At 48.2% G+C, this 14,094-nt stretch carries 15 protein-coding genes; 9 read left to right on the forward strand and 6 right to left on the reverse strand.

Features of this window, described 5'->3' with window-relative positions:
- Positions 1-106 precede the first annotated feature (106 nt).
- The gene (locus C5I45_RS03865; protein ID WP_014305798.1) at positions 107-1,519 is read left to right on the forward strand and encodes an amino acid permease; all 1,413 of its coding nucleotides are present in this window, start codon (positions 107-109) and stop codon (positions 1,517-1,519) included.
- A gap of 52 nt (positions 1,520-1,571) precedes the next feature.
- Here C5I45_RS03865 and C5I45_RS03870 read toward each other — a convergent pair whose 3' ends face one another.
- On the reverse strand, positions 1,572-2,486 hold the full coding sequence (locus tag C5I45_RS03870; protein WP_063174541.1) for a class I SAM-dependent methyltransferase: 915 nt from the start codon (positions 2,484-2,486) through the stop codon (positions 1,572-1,574).
- Positions 2,487-2,632: 146 nt separating this feature from the next.
- Positions 2,633-3,571 carry an iron-hydroxamate ABC transporter substrate-binding protein gene (locus tag C5I45_RS03875; RefSeq protein WP_043867415.1) on the reverse strand — a complete coding sequence of 313 codons (939 nt, stop codon included), beginning with the start codon at positions 3,569-3,571 and terminating at the stop codon, positions 2,633-2,635.
- Between the two features lie 247 nt (positions 3,572-3,818).
- Between C5I45_RS03875 and C5I45_RS03880 the strand changes: the two genes are divergently transcribed.
- The 3 genes from C5I45_RS03880 to C5I45_RS03890 are packed head-to-tail and all read left to right on the forward strand — an operon-like array spanning position 3,819 to position 6,691.
- Positions 3,819-4,856 carry a FecCD family ABC transporter permease gene (locus C5I45_RS03880; protein ID WP_172401312.1) on the forward strand — a complete coding sequence of 346 codons (1,038 nt, stop codon included), beginning with the start codon at positions 3,819-3,821 and terminating at the stop codon, positions 4,854-4,856.
- Complete coding sequence (locus tag C5I45_RS03885; RefSeq protein ID WP_003151770.1) at positions 4,856-5,866, forward strand: FecCD family ABC transporter permease; 1,011 nt, start codon at positions 4,856-4,858, stop codon at positions 5,864-5,866. Before C5I45_RS03880 ends, C5I45_RS03885 begins: the two co-directional genes overlap by 1 nt.
- An 18-nt stretch (positions 5,867-5,884) precedes the next feature.
- Positions 5,885-6,691 carry an ABC transporter ATP-binding protein gene (locus C5I45_RS03890; RefSeq protein ID WP_003151771.1) on the forward strand — a complete coding sequence of 269 codons (807 nt, stop codon included), beginning with the start codon at positions 5,885-5,887 and terminating at the stop codon, positions 6,689-6,691.
- A 35-nt stretch (positions 6,692-6,726) separates the two neighbouring features.
- On the opposite strand, the gene C5I45_RS03895 is transcribed toward C5I45_RS03890, so the two are convergent.
- From C5I45_RS03895 to C5I45_RS03905, 3 genes are all read right to left on the reverse strand, one after another.
- Positions 6,727-7,149 (reverse strand): regulatory YrvL family protein, encoded by a 423-nt coding sequence (locus tag C5I45_RS03895; protein WP_043867414.1) that lies wholly within the window; start codon positions 7,147-7,149, stop codon positions 6,727-6,729.
- 67 nt (positions 7,150-7,216) lie between these two features.
- Entirely contained in the window at positions 7,217-8,377 is a 1,161-nt protein-coding gene (locus C5I45_RS03900) for an oxalate decarboxylase family bicupin (protein WP_003151773.1), read from the reverse strand.
- Between the two features lie 117 nt (positions 8,378-8,494).
- Positions 8,495-8,650 (reverse strand): YvrJ family protein, encoded by a 156-nt coding sequence (locus tag C5I45_RS03905; protein ID WP_012118419.1) that lies wholly within the window; start codon positions 8,648-8,650, stop codon positions 8,495-8,497.
- 242 nt (positions 8,651-8,892) lie between these two features.
- Between C5I45_RS03905 and C5I45_RS03910 the strand changes: the two genes are divergently transcribed.
- The 5 genes from C5I45_RS03910 (at position 8,893) to C5I45_RS03930 (ending at position 13,235) form a co-directional block, all read left to right on the forward strand.
- Positions 8,893-9,429 (forward strand): sigma-70 family RNA polymerase sigma factor, encoded by a 537-nt coding sequence (locus C5I45_RS03910; protein WP_088005512.1) that lies wholly within the window; start codon positions 8,893-8,895, stop codon positions 9,427-9,429.
- Positions 9,426-9,662, forward strand: a complete 237-nt coding sequence (gene rsoA, locus C5I45_RS03915) for a sigma-O factor regulator RsoA (protein ID WP_003151778.1) — start codon at positions 9,426-9,428, stop codon at positions 9,660-9,662. Before C5I45_RS03910 ends, rsoA begins: the two co-directional genes overlap by 4 nt.
- A gap of 172 nt (positions 9,663-9,834) precedes the next feature.
- On the forward strand, positions 9,835-10,554 hold the full coding sequence (locus tag C5I45_RS03920; RefSeq protein ID WP_003151779.1) for a response regulator transcription factor: 720 nt from the start codon (positions 9,835-9,837) through the stop codon (positions 10,552-10,554).
- Entirely contained in the window at positions 10,551-12,293 is a 1,743-nt protein-coding gene (locus tag C5I45_RS03925) for a HAMP domain-containing sensor histidine kinase (protein WP_003151781.1), read from the forward strand. Before C5I45_RS03920 ends, C5I45_RS03925 begins: the two co-directional genes overlap by 4 nt.
- A gap of 63 nt (positions 12,294-12,356) precedes the next feature.
- Positions 12,357-13,235, forward strand: a complete 879-nt coding sequence (locus tag C5I45_RS03930; RefSeq protein WP_014305793.1) for an SMP-30/gluconolactonase/LRE family protein — start codon at positions 12,357-12,359, stop codon at positions 13,233-13,235.
- A 50-nt stretch (positions 13,236-13,285) separates the two neighbouring features.
- On the opposite strand, the gene C5I45_RS03935 is transcribed toward C5I45_RS03930, so the two are convergent.
- Positions 13,286-14,077, reverse strand: a complete 792-nt coding sequence (locus C5I45_RS03935; protein WP_014305792.1) for an SDR family NAD(P)-dependent oxidoreductase — start codon at positions 14,075-14,077, stop codon at positions 13,286-13,288.
- Between the last annotated feature and the right edge of the window lie 17 nt (positions 14,078-14,094).

Consider the following 14,094-nt stretch of genomic DNA (forward strand, 5'->3'; position numbering starts at 1 on the left):
GGGTGTGTGTGTTTCTTTAAGCATGGACTTTTGTTCAGGCTTTTTTTGCGTGTAAATATGGTCTCGGGGTCTGGTCCGTACGAATGAACAACCAGGAGGTACAGGAATGGAACAGACGAAAAAATGGGGTTTTTGGTTATTAACGGCGTTTGTCGTAGGAAATATGGTAGGCTCGGGCATCTTTTCGCTCCCGAGTACGCTCGCAAAAATCGCGAGCCCGTTCGGCGCCACATCGGCATGGCTTTTAACGGGAGCCGGTGTGTTAATGATCGCGCTGGTCTTCGGCCACTTATCCATCCGCAAGCCTGAGCTGACGGCGGGGCCGCAAAGCTATGCGCGTGCGCTGTTCAGCGATCGGAAAAAAGGGAATGCTGCGGGCTTCACGATGGTGTGGGGCTACTGGGTGGCGAGCTGGATCAGCAACGTGGCGATCATCACGAGCCTTGCCGGATATTTAACATCATTTTTCCCGATTTTAACGGATAAGCGTGAAATGTTTTCGATCGGCGGTCAGGCGGTTACGCTCGGCCAGCTGCTGACGTTTGCCGTATGTACGGTTTTATTATGGGGCACTCACACGATCCTCGTCACCAGCATTAACGGTGCGAGTAAATTAAATTTCGTCACGACGTTTTCAAAAGTATTAGGATTTATCTTCTTTATCATTGCAGGTTTGTTTGTATTTCAAACGTCGTTTTTCGATCATTTTTATTTTCCTGTTCAAACAGGTCCTCACACGGTTGAGGGAATCGGCGGACAGATCCACAATGCGGCGATTTCAACATTATGGGCGTTCGTCGGAATTGAATCGGCAGTCATTTTATCCGGGCGCGCCCGTTCGCAGCGCGACGTGAAACGCGCCACCATTACCGGATTATTGATCGCGCTTGGCATCTATATCATCGTGACATTGATTACGATGGGCGTGCTTCCGCATGGTAAGCTTGTCGGCTCGGAAAAACCGTTTGTTGATGTATTGTACGCGATCGTCGGCAGCGCGGGAAGCGTCATCATGGCGATTCTGGCAATTTTGTGTCTGTTCGGAACGATGCTCGGCTGGATTCTTCTCGGTTCTGAAGTTCCGTATCAAGCGGCGAAATCAGGAGACTTTCCCGCTGCTTTTGCAAAAACGAATAAACAGGGAAGCCCGGTTGTGTCGTTAATCGTAACGAACGTGATGTCACAGATCTTTATCTTTTCGGTTATTTCCCGGACGATCAGTGACGCGTTTACGTTTTTAACGACGGCGGCGACGCTCGCTTATCTGATTCCATATCTCGTGTCAGCGTTTTACAGCCTGAAGCTCATTTTTACGGGTGAAACGTATGACGAGATAAAGGGTTCAAGAGTAAGAGACGGTATCATCGCCATCCTTGCCTGCATTTATTCTTTTTACGTCATTATTACCGGAACGGCCGATTTAACGACCTTTATTCTCGGTATCGGGCTGTTTTTCGTCGGTTTGCTGTTATATCCTTTCGTCTCAAAGAAATTTGCAAACAACAGACCATCGGTATGACAAAAAGACATCTCACGTCTGTGAGATGTCTTTTTTTGTTTGCGGCAGCGGATTACTTTTTGACGGCGTGTATATAATGAATGGTCTCAAATGCGGTTAAATGGTCAGTGCGTCCGCTGAAAAAACGGTCATTGACGTCCGCCGGAGATACATGTTCATAAATAAGCAGACCTGATGATTCTAATATTTTTTCGATTTCTTTATAACTGAAACACGATAACATCGGTTTTCCGCCTGCTGCAGCCATTTTCACCATGTTTTCCACTCTGTTTGACAGTCCTCTTTCTTCAAAGAGCGACTCATCTGCATAATCAAACACGATAGAGCTTCCCGGCGGGACTTCGGCAAATAATTGTGTGAGCAGGCGTGCGAGATGCTCTTTCGTAAGGTAGTATGACACACCGAGCAGGCTGAAAAAGGTTTTTTGGCGTGAAAAACCTTCCTGATACAGACGGCTGAAAGAAAGCGAAGCGGCGAAGTCCATCGGTACAAAATGAAGATGATGGGAAATGTCGAGATTCAGATGTTTCAATCTCTTTATTTTGTCTTCCTGTGAAGCGGGATGATCGATTTCAAATATGTCTAACGCGTTTGTCACCTCAGGATGTCTGAAACAGAAAGTATCCAGTCCCGCGCCAAGGATGACATACTGTTTGGCCCCGAGCTTCACTTCATTCAAAAGCACTTCTTCACAATATGCGGCACGGGCTAACGGTGTAGGAGACAGCTGTACTTGAGTCACCCATTTTAAGATGTCATCCGGTTGGCCTTGAAGCCTCTGTGCCATGTCTTTATTGAAAAATGATATACCTTGAATGAGATGATCGCGGATGTCCGAATACTCTTTTTCAGAAATCAGATCTTGTGCCAAAAAATCATCAAATATCACCGGGGTGTCGTATTTACTGTGGTACGCCCTTCCGAAAGCGCACAGCAGGGAAGTCATACTCGCCTTGTTTTCTTTCATATAAAGATCCTCCGTTATTTACATCAATCTCCGGCCGGGAGAATCTTATTATACATGTTAATCTAAAAATGTAAATTATAGCATAAATGAATTTTTTTGTCAAGTTTTAAGCGTAATAAAAAGCCGCTGTGACAGCGGCTTCGGGGTTACTTCGTTAAGCTTTTTGTGATGTAGTCGAGCTGGCCTTCAAGTGAGATCGGGTCTGAGAAATAGAAGCCGATCGGATCAATGCGGTAGACATGGTTTTGTTTGACGGCATCGAGGTTCTTCCAGATTGAGCTGTCAAGCACGCCTTTGTCGTCACCGCCGGCCTGCCATGGCCCCATAAAGATGTAGTCTCCCGCGAAGTCAGGCAGTTTCTCGAGTGAAATGCTGGCGTAGCCCGGCCCTTGATTAATGGCTTTTTCCTGCGTCAGTTTTGTGGCCTTCAGCCCGAGTTTGTCATAAATGATGCTTCCGCCGCGGCCGAAGTCTTTACCGAATACATAGATGTCTTTTCCGTTTGTCTGCATGATGGAGATGGTTTTTGAGCCGACCGCTTTTTGAACCTTTGTTTTAGCGGCAGCGGTTTTTTTATCCCATTCAGCCAGCCATTTGTCTGCTTTATCTTCAGTGCCTGTCATTTTCGCAAACTCTTTGAATTGATCAATGTTGCTGAGCTTGTCATATTTAATGGCGATGGTCGGCGCGATTTTTTCCAGTTTTTCAATATCGGCGCCTTGTGTCGTCCAGACCACGATTAAATCCGGCTTTAAGTCAATGATTTTTTCAACGGACGCGCCGTCGCCGATGTTTGTCACACCTTTTGTTTTCCCTTTGTAATAAGGGTTTTTAAATACGTTTTGCGGCGCGCCGACAACATTGATGCCGAGCTGTTTAAAGTCGCCGTAGTAGCCGTCAGCCATGACGACGACCCGTTTCGGGTGCTTCGGAATTTTAATATTGCCGTTTTCGGCTTTATACGTGATGGTTTCTTCTTTTTCAGAAGAACCTTTTGTGTCTGAAGAATTGCCGCATGCGGCCAAAGCGGCGATGAGCAGCATGGCAATCAGCGCTGCGCCGATTTTCTTGTATGTATGGAACATCTGACATTCCTTCTTTCATAAAAATTAGTGATAAAGAGAATCATTATCAGTGTGATTATATCACTGCTTTCATAGAGAAGCACGCTCTTTTTTAAGAAAAACTTTCTTTTTTTATATGAAATTAGGTCTATTAAAAGAGAAGATAAAAGTGCTATACTGAAACAAGTCATTGATAATCATTATCATTACCATTCTTGTTTTGAGAAAGGAAGAACGAGTGTTGGGTCTATTGAAAAAGAAACAGACAATGACGGCTCAAGGGGCATCGGGGAGTGAAATCCAGTGGACGGCGCGTTCATTCAGAGCGGCTGTGCTGCTGTGTGCCGGTATTGCGGTTTTATTGATCGGCGCCGCTCTGTCTGTTTCCATCGGAGCTGCCGATATTCATCTGCGGACGGTGTGGGATGCTCTCTTTCACTTTCAGCCGCAAAATACATCTCATCAAATCATACGCGATCTGAGGCTGCCGAGAACCGCCGCCGCCGCGCTCGTCGGGGCTTTTTTAGCTGTGTCCGGAGCGATTATGCAGGGGCTGACGCGGAACCCGCTTGCTGAGCCTTCCATTATGGGCGTGACGTCGGGGTCAGGATTTGCGATCGCATTGGCATTTGCTTTTTTTCCGGGTCTGTCTGCGGCGGGACTTGTTTTGTGGTCCTTTGCGGGAGCGGGAATCGGAGCGCTTATTGTGTTTGGCATCGGCCTGTTTTCAAAAGGCGGGCTGACACCGGTGAAGCTCGCGCTGGCCGGTACGGCAGTCGGCTATTTCTTAACGGGGCTTTCAAGCGCGATTGCGATCCGTTTTGATGTCGCCCAGGATGTGAAGTTCTGGTATGCCGGAGGAGTTGCTTCTGTGAAATGGGAAGGCGTGCAGCTGCTGTTGGCGGCCGGTGTTATCGGACTATTGCTGGCATTTCTGATTGCGCGCTCAGTGACGGTGCTGAGCTTGGGTGAGGAACTGGCCAAAGGGCTCGGGCAGTACACATCGCTTGTGAAAGTAATCGGAATGTTTGTCGTTGTCCTCTTGACGGGGGCTTCAGTCTCAGTCGCCGGAGCCATTTCTTTTATCGGCTTGGTGATTCCGCATATCACCCGATTTTTAGTCGGGGTAGATTACAGGTGGATCATTCCCTGTTCGGCGGTATTCGGCGCCGTTCTGTTAGTTTTCAGTGATATTGCCGCAAGACTCGTCAATGCGCCGTTTGAAACACCGGTCGGCGCTTTAACCGCCCTTATCGGCGTTCCCTTTTTCTTTTATTTGGCGCGCAGGGAAAGGAGAGGGCTGTAATGAATGTAAAATCGAAAAAACCGCTGGCGGTCATGGCCGTTACGTTTGTGCTCATATGCATCGTCTTTTTTATCAGCTTAAACATGGGTGTGATCCGGATTGCGCCACTTGATACGATGCGTGTCTTTTTCGGACAGGGGGATGCCCGGGATCAGCTCGTTTTATTTGAATTCAGACTGCCGCGCATGGTGCTGTCATTGCTTGTCGGCGCAGGAATCGCGGTTTCAGGCGCGATTTTTCAAAGCGTGTCTCAAAATGACTTGGCGGAGCCGGGCATTCTCGGTATTAACGCCGGGGCGTCTTTGGCGGTCGTTCTGTTTATCTTCTTTTTCCAAGGGTCAGCTGTTGATCTAAGCATGGCCAGTACATGGCTGCTTCCGGTGAGCGCTTTGGCGGGGGCTTTTCTGGCTGCGCTGCTCATCTATGTGCTGGCTTGGAAAAAAGGCGTTTCACCTGTCCGGCTCGTTTTGGTCGGGATCGGCGTCAATGCGGGGTTTAATGCGCTTCTCTTGATTTTTCAGCTGAAAATGGACCCGCGGGATTTCATGCAGGCGCTTGTATGGATTTCCGGTTCGATTTGGAACGCCAATTGGAAAATGGTGCTGTCCATTTTGCCGTGGCTGCTGGTTCTTTTACCGTTCAGCCTCTATAAAGCCAGGTATTTAAATGTGCTCCAGCTCGGTGATCAGCTGGCGGCGGGGCTTGGCACCAAGGTTGAAAAGGAGCGGCGCGTTCTGCTGATGTCCGCCGTTGCCCTGACCGCGTCATGTGTTGCGGCAGCCGGCGGAATCGCTTTTCTCGGACTCATTGCGCCGCATTTGGCCAGAAGGCTTACCGGGCCGCGCCACCAGACGCTTATCCCGGTTTCAGCTTTGATCGGAGCATTTTTATTTCTGCTTGCCGATACGCTGGCGAGAAATGTGCTTGCACCGTCCGAAGTTCCCGTCGGCCTGGTGATTTCCGTGCTCGGAGCGCCGTATTTTGTATATTTGCTGATGAAAACGAAATAGAGGAAGGAGACTGCCGCGATGAACTCATTATCGGCGGAACAGCTTACTGTCGGTTATGGCGACCGTTTGATAGCGAAAGAATTGGATATCGCCATCCCGAAAGGAAAAATTACAACGCTGATCGGTCCGAACGGCTGCGGAAAATCGACGGTTCTCAAAACGATGTCAAGAATCATGAAACCGAAATCCGGCGCCGTCTATTTAAACGGACAGGCGATCATGCAAAAATCCACGAAGGACATCGCCAAGGAAATGGCAATTCTTCCGCAGACGCCTGAAGCGCCGAGCGGGCTGACGGTGTACGAACTTGTTTCTTACGGCAGGTTTCCGCATCAGTCCGGAATGGGCCGCTTGAGTGATAAAGACCGTGACATGATCAAATGGGCGCTTGAAGAGACGGGGATGGCCGAATTTTACGACCGGCCGATCGAAGCGCTTTCCGGGGGGCAGCGGCAGCGTGTGTGGATCGCCATGGCGCTCGCTCAAGAAACGGAGCTGCTGCTTCTTGATGAACCGACCACTTATTTAGATCTCGCCCATCAGCTTGAAATTTTGCAGCTGCTGGACAAATTAAACAAGGAGCAGGGCCGCACCATTTTAATGGTCATTCATGATCTGAACCATGCCGCCCGTTTTTCCCATTACATGATCGCCCTGAAAAAAGGGCGCGTCATCAAGGAAGGAACGGCGGAGGAAGTCATGACTCCCGGCATATTGGAAGACGTGTTTCAAATTGACGCACAGATTGTAAAAGATCCGCGCACGAACAAACCGGTCTGCTTAACCTACGATTTAATCCGGCATGAAAACGCAACGGTAAGATGAAAAAAAAACGCAGAGCCATTCCGGCCTGCGTTTTTTTATTGCGCCCGGGGCTGCTTTTGTCCGGAGACGCATTTATCCAAAACGAAAAAAACCCCCGCCACAATCAGCTCCTCCGTCGTTGACAGCCAAATCTTTTCAATCAGTTTATCCGTCGTATACGCGGTCATCCAGAGGAACAGCAGCTGAACGGTGCCGGCTAAAAGGAGAAAAGGCAGCCTGCCCGTCCCAAAAAAGGTAAAGCTATGTATCATCAGCCGTTCAAGCGGTTCAAAACATAAACCGAGAAGAATAAAAAGCACGGAAAAAAGCAGGACGTACGCCATCGATCCGTAGCTCGTCCCGGCTAATGAAAATACGGCCATCATCACGATGAAATACCCGAATAATACAGCAGCGGCTGCCAGGGCATACCGGAGCACCTGAAGAAAAAACATTTTCGTCCCGTTTTGATTGATCATCTGTTCAGCTCCTTTTCACACAGAGGAGACTTGCAGAGACGGAACTCTGCAAGTCGGGTGTGTATCTTCAGCATTTCTTTTTGACGACAGGGTGTTTCTCTTTCGAAAGAATATCCGTAAAGTCTTTGCCCAGATCCAGATGCTGCTGGACGAATTTCTCAGGAAGCATGGCAAGCCATTGGTTCAGGGACACATCGGCATAGTGGTCATCCTTGAAGATTTCCAGGAAGACGAGCGGCTCATCCCCCAAATTCTCCACATAGTGGCCCATTGCGAACGGGACGTAACCGACATCCCCGGCCTGATAGTTAAATGTTCTTGCATGGCCGTCCGATGCAAAAACCGTCATCCGCCCTTTACCGGAAATATAATACTGCCATTCATGCGTATTCGGATGCCAGTGCAGCTCTCTCATTGCGCCCGGTTCGACCACGACAAGCGCTGAAGCGATCGTTTTGGACACTTTGAAGTTTGTGGAATCCGCGATATATACTTTGCCGCCGTCCGTCTCAGCAGTCGGACCTTCATCGAGCAGGCGGTAAGTGAACGGATAAGGCACTTCGCCGTTCGGGCCTTCCACAATGTCGTCTTTCAGCTTCCCGGGAACCGGCTCTTCAAAGATGTATTTTTCTTTCCGAGGCAGGCCGGCGAGGTCTTTTTCTGAAACCCCGAAATTGTTGGCGATGACATCAAGCGGCGTGTGGGCAAGCCAGTCAGTCACTTGGAATGTGCTGTTTTCTGAGAAGGAACCGTCATCAAAAACCAAGAGGAATTCACAGCCTTCTTTCAGCGCCTGAATGGAGTGCGGCAGGCCTGACGGGAAGTACCACAGATCTCCTTCCTTCACGTCATCGATAAAACTGCGTCCCTGTTCATCAACGATCGTGACCCGCGCTTTGCCCGTCAGCATATATGCCCATTCGGCTTCTTTATGCCAGTGCAGTTCACGGATGGCGCCCGGTTTTAAACGCATGTTGACAGATGCCAGATTTTCAGAAATCGGCAGCTCGCGAACGGTTACCTCACGCGCGTACCCGCCCTTTTCCAGCCGGTTATGCACATCTGAGAAAGAGAATTTCATATTATCCACTGTGCCGTGATCCGTTTCCGGCGGCGTCAGCATATCCGGATTTTGGCGGTCTCTTTCGAGGTTGCGCGGAATCGTGACGGTCGCTCCTTTGTCTCCTCTGATCGGCTGCGGGATATTGCAGTTGTTTTCTTTTGACATGTAAATCGTCTCCTCTCAAGCTTTGTTTTTTCAGAAAGAGAATGTGAAAGGCCTTTCGTTTTCCCTTCTGCTTTGTTAAGTGATGCGTTCCGATGAAAAGTCAACTTCGTGTGAAAATTAATTTTTCATTTTCTGATCTTTCAGTTCCGTCATCAGTTCGATCAGGGCGTCAAACTTCTTCTCAAACCGTGTGAGAAGATACATGGCAATCAGAGCCGGAAAGCCGAGATTGCCGATCTGTCTGACCGCTTCTTCTATAAAAACCTGATCCATTGTCAGCCACCTCCTGACTTGACCTGCAGTCATGTATATAAGTGAAAGAAAGAGCGGCTCCTGTAAACCTGATATCCCGGTTGAGGGTCTTTTTTTTGTTCCGGCAAATCCGGGACATAAGGAATGCGGAATCTTAGTCGGAAAGGAGTAGTTTACTTTTTTTTGCTTTCTTTCATTTAATTTAAATAGGGGGCGGTTTTATGGACTATCAAGTTCTTTTACGGTCAAAATGCAAGGAAATTATGAAACATCCGATCGTTAAACATTTTTTAAGTGACCCAAAGCATTACGAGAAATTTAAAAATGTGCTGGAACATTCAGACGAGAAGGATGCAAAATCATTGGACGACCATTTTAAACAGTTTTATAAGGAAATCCGGATCATCAAATATATGAACTCTATGATCCGGATTTTCTCCATCGATTTTGACAAGCGCATCCGTAAAAATCAGAATCGCTATCCGCTGACGGTGGATCAGCCGGAGGGAGGTGAAGCGCTTCCCTATGAAATGGGAAAAGACGCGTATGAAGAGTTTCTGCGGAAGCAGGGAGATTTGAGCCAGCATGTCCAAAACCGTGATTTATACGAAGCGCTTCAGACGTTAACCGATAAACAAAAAAGCGTGCTGACGAATATTTATCTTCACGGAGCGACGATGAAAGAGATTGCCGAGTCGCTGGGTGAATCACGGCAGAACATTTCCAATATTCATAAAAAAGGGCTCGACAATCTCAGAAAGCAGCTGGACAAGCAAAAAAAGGGGGAAAATAAGCAGTGAACGGGCCATTTGACTTCAACAAAGAGAACACAGATACCGACGAAATGGAACTTTTGATTTCACGTTTTTCGCCAATGATAAAAAAAAAACTGAGCAATACATCATACCAGGAAAGAGAAGACCTTGAACAAGAATTGAAGATTAAAATAGTTGAAAAAGCGGACATGCTGTTATGCCAGGAAGTGCCGGGTTTTTGGGAATTTATTCTTCATCTTATAAATGAAAGCTCCTGACAAAAGCGGCGGAATGATGGATATTCCGCTCTGACAACGTGAGAAAAACGAGAAGAGATGTCCGTCTCGTTTTTCTTTTCTGTTCCCCCGCAAGACCTCCGCACTAAAAAGGTACCAAATCTTATCCATATAATGATATGATGAAAAAAACAAAGAGAAAGGAACGTCCAAGGTGGAAAATGCGTCAATTTTAATTGTAGACGATGAGAAGGCGATCGTTGATATGGTCAAACGCGTTCTCGTCAAAGAAGGCTATCACAACATTAAGACAGCCGGAAGCGCTGAGGAAGCGATTGAGTTTGTTAAACATGAAACTGCGGATCTGCTCGTGCTGGATGTGATGATGGAAGGCATGTCCGGTTTTGAAGCATGCACCGAAATCCGGAATTATACCGACGCTCCGATCTTTTTTCTGACTGCCCGTTCTTCTGATGCGGATAAGCTGTCAGGATTTGCATTGGGAGCTGACGATTATATAACAAAGCCGTTTAATCCGCTCGAATTGGCGGCGCGGATCAGAGCGACGTTAAAGAGAACCTATAAGCGCGAAGAGAAAACGGCGGTAAAAACGTATTCATACAGTCATTTTTCCTATTCGCCGCAAAACGCCGAGCTGATCGTCGGGGGCGAGCCCGTCAGCTGCTCCGCACAGCTTCTGCAATTGCTTCAATATTTCTGTGAACACCCTGATGTGGTGCTCTCAAAAGATCAGATCTATGAAAAAGTGTGGGGATATCCGTCTTACGGCGATAACAACACCGTCATGGTGCATATCCGCAAGCTCAGAGAAAAGATTGAAAAAGACCCCAGCAATCCGTCTTATATTGTAACGGTGCGCGGCCTCGGCTATCGGTTTATTCCCGATCAAGGAGAAAAAGGAACCCGCTCATGAGAATGCGCGGAAAATTTCTGCTCCACTTTTTCGGACAGCTTCTGCTTGTCATCCTGCTGATGTCCGTTTTGGCCGTCGCTTCTTTCTTCTATTTGGATTGGCGTTTCAGCGAAGCGGAAGCCAATGCGGGACTGACCAAAGCGACGGCAGACTCGTTTGAAGCGTGGCTTGATAAAAACGAAGACGGCACATGGGATGTCGATGAATTTTTAAAGATGTCGGTCAGAAAGCAGAAGGGCTGGCTGCAGATCATTAATGACAAAGAAAAAACGGACTACGCATACAGAGTGCCGAAAGACGTCCCGAGCCATTACAGCAGAAAAGACCTCTTATCCATTTACCAGTACCGGAATTTTGACAACTACAAGCTGAATTACTGGACGGTCACGATAAATGATGAGACCTATTTGATTCTGTTCGGCTGGAAATCCGCCAGTGAGCAGCTTCTCACTTACATCGAATCACAGGAGCCATCCCTCGCTTCCCTTTCTCAATATAAAAAAAGCACGGTTGATTATATTAAACGGGAAAAAGGGGCGGTCTACCTTCTCGAAAACAGCGGCAGACTGCTCGGGGATATCAACAGCACGAAAAAAGAACGGAACACCGTCAATGAGCTTGAATTGCTGAAATACAGTTCCAAGCCGTGGAATTACAAACGGGAAATTTCTTTTAAAAGACTCGATAAAACGAAATGGATGGTCGCGTCGGTGCCGAACCCCGTGTACATCCCCGATCACGAGTTTAACAAATCATTTTTGAGAAATGTGATGAAAACCCTCTTCCTCTTGATCGGAATCTTAGTATTTATGATCTGCATCCTGACCATCTGGTACTCTTTCCGTTTCGGCTGGCCGCTGTTTCATACCATCAAATGGCTTGTCAATTTATCAAAGGGCCGGCTTGAAGAGCCGAAGAACCGCAAAGGACAGCCGGTCAGCAAAAACAAAAAAGGCAAAACAAAACAGCCGTTCCGCTTTTTCGCCGAGATTTTCGAATCGATGGATCAGCTGACCGACACGCTGAAGCGGGATAAGAAAAACAGAGAAAAAATCCAGGCGACAAGGGAAGAATGGATCGCCGGGCTGAGCCATGACTTAAAAACTCCGCTGAGCACGATTTACGGCTACAGCATGATGCTTGAATCGAAGCAATACGACTGGACACCGGAAGAAGTCAAAGAAATGGGGCAGATCGTCCGGGAAAAATCAGAATATATGTCGAAGCTGATTGAGGACTTAAACTTAACATACCGCCTCAAAAACGCGGCTCTCCCGATCGAACGGCGGCTGATCAACGTCGTGCCGTTTATCAGAAACGTCACGAACGATTTTACGAAAAACACGTTCTCGGAAGGCTATGACATCGCCTTTGAAACCAAAAAGGAAGACATTCTTTTCGCCATTGATGAAGCGTGGTTCCGCCGTATTCTGGAAAATCTGCTGGCAAACGCGGTTAAGCATAATAAGAAGGGGACCGCCATTCGGGTCGTGCTTGAGGAATCAGCCGAACAGCTCATTCTGAAGGTGAAAGATAACGGAAGAGGAATGGACGATGAAACGATTCACCAGCTGTTTAACCGTTATTACCGGGGAACGAATACGAAGGGGCCGTCAGAAGGAACGGGACTCGGGCTCGCTATTGCCAAAGAGCTGGTTCACCTTCATAACGGAACCATCCATGTCAACAGCAGAATCAGCGCCGGAACGGTGATTACGATTCTTTTTAAAAAAGATTGAGTTTGGACGCCGCTTTGTCGGGAATAACAATAGAAGACTGACAAGCAAAAGAGGTGTTCACACATGGAAGCAGCATTACGAGCAGATACGAGAGCAGTTATCGGAGAAGGCCCTTTATGGGACAAGGATAAGGAATGCCTGTACTGGGTGGATATACTGGGCAGCCAGCTCCATATCTTCACTCCGGCTGACGGAATCAACCGTTCCGTTAAATTCAAGTCATTTGTCACGGCTCTGGCCTTGTATTCAAAGGAAGAGCTGGTGATGACGATGAAAGACGGGTTTTACCTGTACAATCTGCGGGAAGATACATTGACGAAGATGAAGCAGCCGAAAGACATGCGGGAAGATATCCGTTTCAATGACGCAAAATGCGACCCGTCCGGCAGATTATGGGCGGGAACGACGAGCATGGAAGGCAAAGAAGAGGAGGCTTCGCTGTACCGTCTGAATACGGACGGCAGCCTTGCCAAAATAAAAGACCAGGTCTCCACCTCGAACGGTTTGGATTGGGATCGGGACCGAAACCTGATGTACTATATTGATACTCCGACGCAGGAAATCGTCTGTTATGCATATGATCCTGAAACCGGAGCCGTATCAGATCCGAAAACGGTCTACCGCTTTCCGGAGTCGCAAGGATCTCCCGACGGAATGACCATTGACCGTGACGGAATGCTGTGGGTGGCTTTGTTCGGAGGCGGCCGCGCCGTCCGGATTGATCCGTTTTTGCATAAGGAAATTGCATCTATCGAAGTTCCGGCGAAATACGTCACCTGCTGCGCGTTCGGAGGCAGCAATTTGAACACGTTATACATTACGACCGCGACGGAAAAATTGACGGAAGCCGAAAGACTTGAGCAGCCGCATGCGGGCGGCCTGTTTTCAGCAGAGCTTGAGACGGGCGGCTGGGAGCCGGTTCCGTTTGCAGGCATGATGTAAAAAAAGCCCTGGCATATGGGGAAGTTCCCCTTGTGCCGGGCTTTTTTGTGTTAAATGGAGCGGATGATGCCGCCTTCAACCCGCTGTGCGGTGCCGTTAATGGCAGAAGCAGCTGATGAAGCGAGAAATACAATCGTATTGGCGACTTCTTCCGGGGTTGCATAGCGCTGAATTAAAGATGTCGGTTCATTCACTTTAAAATAATCCCGGACGAAGCTGTCCGTGTCTTCTCCGGCAGCCTTTGCGGCTCCTTCCATGTAAGAAGCGACGCCTTCGGTCCATGTCGGTCCCGGCAGCACGGAGTTGACCGTGACATTCGTGCCTTTCGTCATTTCCGCCATTCCCCGGGACAAGCTGATTAACGCCGTTTTCGTCATTGAATACGGAATCATTTGCGCAAGCGGTTTGACTCCGGCTTCACTGGAGATGTTCAAAATCCGTCCGCTGTTTCTTTCAAGCATTTGCGGCAGAAAACGCCGGCACAGGCGTACGGCGCTCATAACATTCACTTCAAAATACCGAGTCCATTCGTCATCAGACACCTCAGCGAAGTCCTTTACTTCAAAAAAACCGAGATTATTGACGAGAATATCGACTTCCCCGATTCCGCCGGCGCGCTTGATCAGGTCATCCGCCTCATCCTGACGCGATAAATCAGCGGCGATGCCGTGAACCGTTCCGTAAGCGGAAAGCTCCTCAACCGTCCGTTCCACGGTTTCTTTTTTTCTTCCGTTTACAATCACCTCGGCGCCTTCGTCTAAAAAGCTTTTTGCCGCGGCTTTTCCGATCCCTGAAGTTGATCCTGTAATCAACACGAGCTTTCGTTCAAGCTGTAATTCCATGATAATCCTCCTTATTA

This window comes from Bacillus sp. ZY-1-1 (genome assembly GCF_003047165.1).
Classification (GTDB): Bacteria; Bacillota; Bacilli; order Bacillales; family Bacillaceae; genus Bacillus; species Bacillus velezensis.

Excerpts from the sequence above, each read along its gene's own strand:
- C5I45_RS03865 (WP_014305798.1), top strand. The coding sequence starts at position 107 with ATGGAACAGACGAAAAAATGGGGTTTTTGGTTATTAACGGCGTTTGTC.
- C5I45_RS03870 (WP_063174541.1), bottom strand. The coding sequence starts at position 2,486 with ATGAAAGAAAACAAGGCGAGTATGACTTCCCTGCTGTGCGCTTTCGGA.
- C5I45_RS03875 (WP_043867415.1), bottom strand. The coding sequence starts at position 3,571 with ATGTTCCATACATACAAGAAAATCGGCGCAGCGCTGATTGCCATGCTG.
- C5I45_RS03880 (WP_172401312.1), top strand. The coding sequence starts at position 3,819 with ATGACGGCTCAAGGGGCATCGGGGAGTGAAATCCAGTGGACGGCGCGT.
- C5I45_RS03885 (WP_003151770.1), top strand. The coding sequence starts at position 4,856 with ATGAATGTAAAATCGAAAAAACCGCTGGCGGTCATGGCCGTTACGTTT.
- C5I45_RS03890 (WP_003151771.1), top strand. The coding sequence starts at position 5,885 with ATGAACTCATTATCGGCGGAACAGCTTACTGTCGGTTATGGCGACCGT.
- C5I45_RS03895 (WP_043867414.1), bottom strand. The coding sequence starts at position 7,149 with ATGATCAATCAAAACGGGACGAAAATGTTTTTTCTTCAGGTGCTCCGG.
- C5I45_RS03900 (WP_003151773.1), bottom strand. The coding sequence starts at position 8,377 with ATGTCAAAAGAAAACAACTGCAATATCCCGCAGCCGATCAGAGGAGAC.
- C5I45_RS03905 (WP_012118419.1), bottom strand. The coding sequence starts at position 8,650 with ATGGATCAGGTTTTTATAGAAGAAGCGGTCAGACAGATCGGCAATCTC.
- C5I45_RS03910 (WP_088005512.1), top strand. The coding sequence starts at position 8,893 with ATGAAACATCCGATCGTTAAACATTTTTTAAGTGACCCAAAGCATTAC.
- C5I45_RS03925 (WP_003151781.1), top strand. The coding sequence starts at position 10,551 with ATGAGAATGCGCGGAAAATTTCTGCTCCACTTTTTCGGACAGCTTCTG.
- C5I45_RS03930 (WP_014305793.1), top strand. The coding sequence starts at position 12,357 with ATGGAAGCAGCATTACGAGCAGATACGAGAGCAGTTATCGGAGAAGGC.
- C5I45_RS03935 (WP_014305792.1), bottom strand. The coding sequence starts at position 14,077 with ATGGAATTACAGCTTGAACGAAAGCTCGTGTTGATTACAGGATCAACT.